This is a genomic window from Caballeronia sp., from assembly GCF_049581465.1.
Lineage (GTDB): Bacteria > Pseudomonadota > Gammaproteobacteria > Burkholderiales > Burkholderiaceae > Caballeronia.
In genome coordinates this window covers 1-4,859 of record NZ_JBAUSA010000866.1, presented here as the reverse complement: position 1 = coordinate 4,859, position 4,859 = coordinate 1, and the positions used below count along the sequence as shown (strand labels likewise).

Sequence of the window (4,859 nt, the reverse complement as noted above, 5' to 3'; positions counted from 1 at the left end):
GGCTACAAGGGCCCAGATGTGTATTCCCGCGGTGTCGCTCCAGAACGGGACGCCTTCTTCTTTATCGATGAACTGGAGGCACTACTTCGCGAATGGATAGCCGTCTGCTACCACAATAAGCCGCACGACGGTGTCGGAGAGGTCGGACTGTGGAAACTGGGAATGAGCCCGGCGCAAATGTTCGAGCACGGCGTCGCCCGCGCCGGCTACATCGAGGCGCCGCGCGACCCGGACTTTGCCTACAACTTCCTGAAAGTGGAATGGCGGACGATCCAGCCTTACGGGATCCAGATCGACAAGCGTATCTACCGCGGTTCTGGACTGACGGGATATCGGCCCGGGGAGAAGAGTTCCTTCCGAGAACATAAGGGGGAGTGGCCGTTTCACGTCGACCCCACCGATGTGCGCTTCGTCTATTTCTTCGACCGGAAGGTGACCCGAAAGTGGCATCCGCTGACGTGGGATCATGCAGCGCTGTGTAATGGCCCGATGAACGAGGACGGGCTGTTGTTCGCCCGTGAACTGGTGAAGGCCAAACGCCGCTATTTCGACGACAAGTTGGCGTTGTCTGAATTCCTCGAGCGCCGCAACCTCGGTCAAGGACACACGATGGCCGAGCGACGAGCTGCCCTGCGCTTGTCGCGCGAGCAGTCCGGTCTGACCTTGGATGTCAAGCAAGCGGCGCATGTTCCTGAATCGCCTATGAGGCAACAGATTTCCGATGCGTCAGCAGCGACAGAGGCTGACGACCCCGAATTCATCGACGAACTCGATGACGACCCGCGCATCGACGACGGTCACTTCTACGAGGAGATCTTGGAGGACGTATGAACGCAGCAGATAATCAGCGTGGTCCGAAGTCACCGAACCTCGACAACCTCACATTGTCGCGAAAAGAAGGTTGGCGAGACTACGTTGAAGCGCCCAAGCGTGTTAGGCCCGAAGAGCTGTCTAGACGCCAGATCCGCCGCCTCAGTGAGGAAGCCGCCGACAACTACAATCAGCGGCGCGCTGATTGGCACAACAACATTGGGCCGCTTCGAACACCCCAACTCGCGGCCCTCCACGAGGACCTGTGGGACATCATGGATAGCAGCACCCAGGACGGAAATCACGCTAAGGGCGCCGTGGCACTAGAGGGCTACCCAGGCTTGGGCAAGACATGTGCGGCCGAGGCATTCGCCAAAGAGTTTCACAAGCGCGAGATTTTGCGGCACGGTGCATTCACCGCCGCGGGCAATGAACGATGGCCGGTGTGCCGGATCGGGATGCGCGGCAACACCAGCATGAAGGACTTCAGCAGAGCCCTGTGCGAGTACTACGCACATCCGGGACAGCGCGGAACGACGATAGAACTTGGACAGCGAGCTTTGGACAGCGTATTAAGCTGTGAGACACGGCTACTCATCATCGACGACCTTCACTTCTTGCACTGGCAGCGCTCCGGGGGAGTGGAGATCAGCAACCACTTCAAGTACATCGCCAACGAGTTCCCGTTGACGTTGTTCTTTATCGGGATCGGACTCGACGAGCGCGGCGTACTAATGGAAGACTTAGCTAGCAGCTCCGACAGTGCCGACTACCAAGCCATCCGGTTCGAACAAACGGCTCGCCGCACAACAATGTTGCAGATGCGACCCTACCGTCTGACGAACGACAAAGAACGCCGGCAATGGAACACCCTGGTAGCCACCGTGGAAGAGCGACTCATCCTGGGATCGAAACGGCCAGGCATGCTAACAGATGATTTGTCGGAGTATCTGTACACGCGGAGCACAGGGCACATCGGTTCACTCATGGAACTGATTCGACGCGGATGCGCTCGGGCGGTGCGAACCGGCGGTGAAGCGTTAAGCCGCGAGCTGTTTGACACCATCAAGATCGACAGCGCCGCTGAGAAAGCACGCAAAGAACTCGACGCAGCTTTTCGGACCCGACGCCTGCACACACGCACCACTGGACAACGACGCGCCTCCTAAATCAGTGCTCTGCAAGCGATGTCGCCACAAACACTGCCCATCAGGACTTCCACTACCGGGTGAACGGTTTGCAATTGTGGCTGGGCTGGCGGCAATTACGCAACGACGTACATCGTCGTGGCGCGACCTGCTCGCGGCAATCGCGCCGCCCTCAGCTGACCACTCGAAACTGCGCAAATGTGAGTTCACAGTGTTCGTTGACCCACACGTGGTCAACGCGATCGCCAAGCGACTGGACTTTGTCAAGCCGCGATTGAGGATTCAACGCTTGGGCCTACCACCGACGACATCTGATCACACTCGAGCGCGCTCCTCAGTGCGTTCACGTCTGCAGCGCTATGGACGGCGGTCGTGTGCGGCCAACCCGATCGTTTGCGCATTGCACCGTTCGCCGCAGCGCGTCGAGCGCCGGACTGGTTGTTCCAGGCCAATAGTTGCAGCGCTTTGAGGGTGATACTCCACGCCAGCACATCGATGACGTCACCCACTGCAGAGACTTGGCGGCGGTTTCAATGTCGGCAGACTGCAAGATCGGCGCTGCCATACATGCGATGGCCGCGTCGGCGGCGGGGCTCGAGGACGTCATCCGTGCGCCATGATTCGTAATCAGTGGCCGGAACACATCGTTCGCCGCTCTGAGCGCATAATGCTGCCAAAGCTGATCGGAAATCCGGGCGGCCACATCGTGGGCTCGCCCGTGACGCAACATCCATTGCCCTAAGACTCGTAGATCTCGGGCGAACATCGCCGAGGGCACCGGTGTTGAGGCGTAGATCCCGCCCGACGCACGCCCCGCATGAAGCACGCACAGAAGCTCACGTTGAACCTCGATCGCCAGATCGTTGTCCAGACATAGGACGCGCACACTCGATAGCGATCCACCGCATCGTCGCATTTGACCGGATTGCGGGATAACACGCGAGCACGAACCCAGGTTCGGTACGTCACGGAAGCGCGGTGGCGCCGTGCGTTGGAGACCGCCACACACGTTGCAGGTGTCGGCCAGCAGGCACGCATGCGCAGGGCAAGCAAAGGCCCAACGCAACCGCCACCACACCCGCCACCGTCCACCGCGCTCGCTCAGGCAGACTGGACAGAACCGTGAGCCAGTAACCCGCAGAGAGGCCACGGAGCGTCGCTGCGAGCTCGTGTCCTTGATCCACGGCTGCAGAGTCATCTCCCGCAGCCGACGTGGTCGGACCCCGGTGCAGTGGCTGACGACGTCGAGCTGTTCGGCAGTCAGCGATACGATCGCCCGCGCTGCCCAGTGCGAAGCAGTGTTGCCACGAGCGTGGAAAAAGCCAGTCGCTTGCAAGATTTCGCCCCAAGTAGAGCTGGTGCGGCTAGCTAAAGCCTCCAGCCACGAGTCAAGGCTTTCCTCGGCCACAGGATTGACTCGGATGGGCAACGTCCGCATCGTCTGCCCAGCCCCGGTGCACCCGGGAGGGTCGGATTTTGCTGCCGGCGCGCCGGTCGCCATGCCCTCATGATGCCCTGCTAGTAGTGCACTACGAAGGTGAATCGGTGAGCGTCTTTCGGAGCATGCTCGCCTTTTCCGGGCAACATGACCAGCGCGCCCAATTGCGCCCGCTCCCTGCAATAGGCGCGAAGCTCCGATTCGTCGGACAATTCAGCACCACTAAAAGAGCAGACTTGTTCGCTCCGGGCGATTGCGCGAATGGCCGGAGCGACAAGCGGTCCAGAAAACAAGCCCTACTAGTAGGGCAGACTTTGCCAGATTCGCCGCCTTATCTGAAGGCGTGCCTACGCGACCCAGCCAGAACAACCCGGAACGGGTCGCACGGTGGCAGCACTGGCGAGAAGTGGTCGGAGACAACATCCGCACACTGCGCCTGGCACGAGAGATGACACAGGAAGCGCTTGCCTTGGAGTCCGGAGTGACGCGCAACGTGCTGATCGATGTGGAGCACGGCCGACGCGGTCTGCTCTACGAGAGACTGTTCGACATAGCCGAAGCGCTCCACGTCGATGTCGGCGAACTCCTCAAGCGCCCAGGTGGTCGACGACGGCGCCGGTGACCGGGCCACGCACGCTGCCGATTCGCATCGCACCCCTGCAGGGCGAGGCCTTCGACTCCTGGATGGAAACGCTCGCAGCGCGCATGGGAACGCCCTGCGCACAGCTTCGTGACGGCATCCAGTTACCAAGTCCGCAAGGCTATCTGTGGATGCAGAGATGCGTCCACAACCTCACGCCACCAGAGGCTGCGGCGCTGTCACAGGCGACAGGGGTCGACCGAACAGTCCTGCAGGCCACGACGCTGTCGCATTACGACGGCCGCGCAGTGTTGATCGACCGGCCTCACCGGGGAGTGAAGGCCGGCTTTCCATGGGGGTGGGGGAGTGGCTCGAAATACTGCCCGGCCTGTCTTCATGACACGCAGGGGCGATGGCAGCTGCGGTGGCGCTTAGGCTGGTCCTTCGCCTGCCCGCGGCACCATTGCCTACTGGCGAAACTGTGCCCGTCATGCGGGAAGGCTCAGCGGCAGCGGCCATTTCCGGGAGATATTGTCCCGACACCGGGGCGCTGCGCGACTCCCATCCACAGCGCCGAGACGCCCTCAATCAGGCGTTGTAACGCCGATCTGTCCGCAGTCACCGTTGCCCGCTTTGACGAGGACCACCCGCTACTAGCCGCTCAGCGCACCGTCTACGACATCATCGACGGATCTCGGCCCCATTTCGGGGTCTATCGCCACTCCGACTACGCCCCCGTTGAGATCCTCAACGACCTCTGCGCCGTCGCGGTACGGGTCTTGACCTACGCCAGCGACGAGGAACTCGCGAAAATCGTTCCGGCGGATCTACATTCGCTGTACCTTGAGAACAACGTGCCGTCCGATAAGCGCTCACAATCGTG

General features: G+C 61.0%; 5 protein-coding genes. 4 read left to right on the top strand and 1 reads right to left on the bottom strand.

Annotated elements, in window-relative coordinates:
- Positions 1-831 (top strand): hypothetical protein (locus tag WCA53_RS21240; RefSeq protein WP_423915276.1); only part of this gene is annotated, 831 nt, incomplete at its 5' end.
- The gene (locus WCA53_RS21235; protein ID WP_423915274.1) at positions 828-1,979 is read left to right on the top strand and encodes an AAA family ATPase; all 1,152 of its coding nucleotides are present in this window, start codon (positions 828-830) and stop codon (positions 1,977-1,979) included. The genes WCA53_RS21240 and WCA53_RS21235, both read left to right, overlap by 4 nt.
- Before the next feature lie 322 nt (positions 1,980-2,301).
- Here the strand turns inward: WCA53_RS21235 and WCA53_RS21230 are convergent, their stop codons facing one another.
- Positions 2,302-3,396: a TniQ family protein gene (locus WCA53_RS21230; RefSeq protein ID WP_423915272.1), complete on the bottom strand. Its 1,095-nt coding sequence runs from the start codon at positions 3,394-3,396 to the stop codon at positions 2,302-2,304.
- A 343-nt stretch (positions 3,397-3,739) separates the two neighbouring features.
- Between WCA53_RS21230 and WCA53_RS21225 the strand changes: the two genes are divergently transcribed.
- A complete protein-coding gene (locus tag WCA53_RS21225; protein WP_423915270.1) occupies positions 3,740-4,018 on the top strand; it encodes a helix-turn-helix domain-containing protein in 279 nt (92 codons plus the stop codon).
- A gap of 62 nt (positions 4,019-4,080) precedes the next feature.
- Positions 4,081-4,859 (top strand): TniQ family protein (locus WCA53_RS21220; RefSeq protein WP_423915268.1); only part of this gene is annotated, 779 nt, incomplete at its 3' end.

Coding starts and splice junctions, on each gene's coding strand:
- WCA53_RS21235 (WP_423915274.1), top strand. CDS start 828: ATGAACGCAGCAGATAATCAGCGTGGTCCGAAGTCACCGAACCTCGAC.
- WCA53_RS21230 (WP_423915272.1), bottom strand. CDS start 3,396: ATGCGGACGTTGCCCATCCGAGTCAATCCTGTGGCCGAGGAAAGCCTT.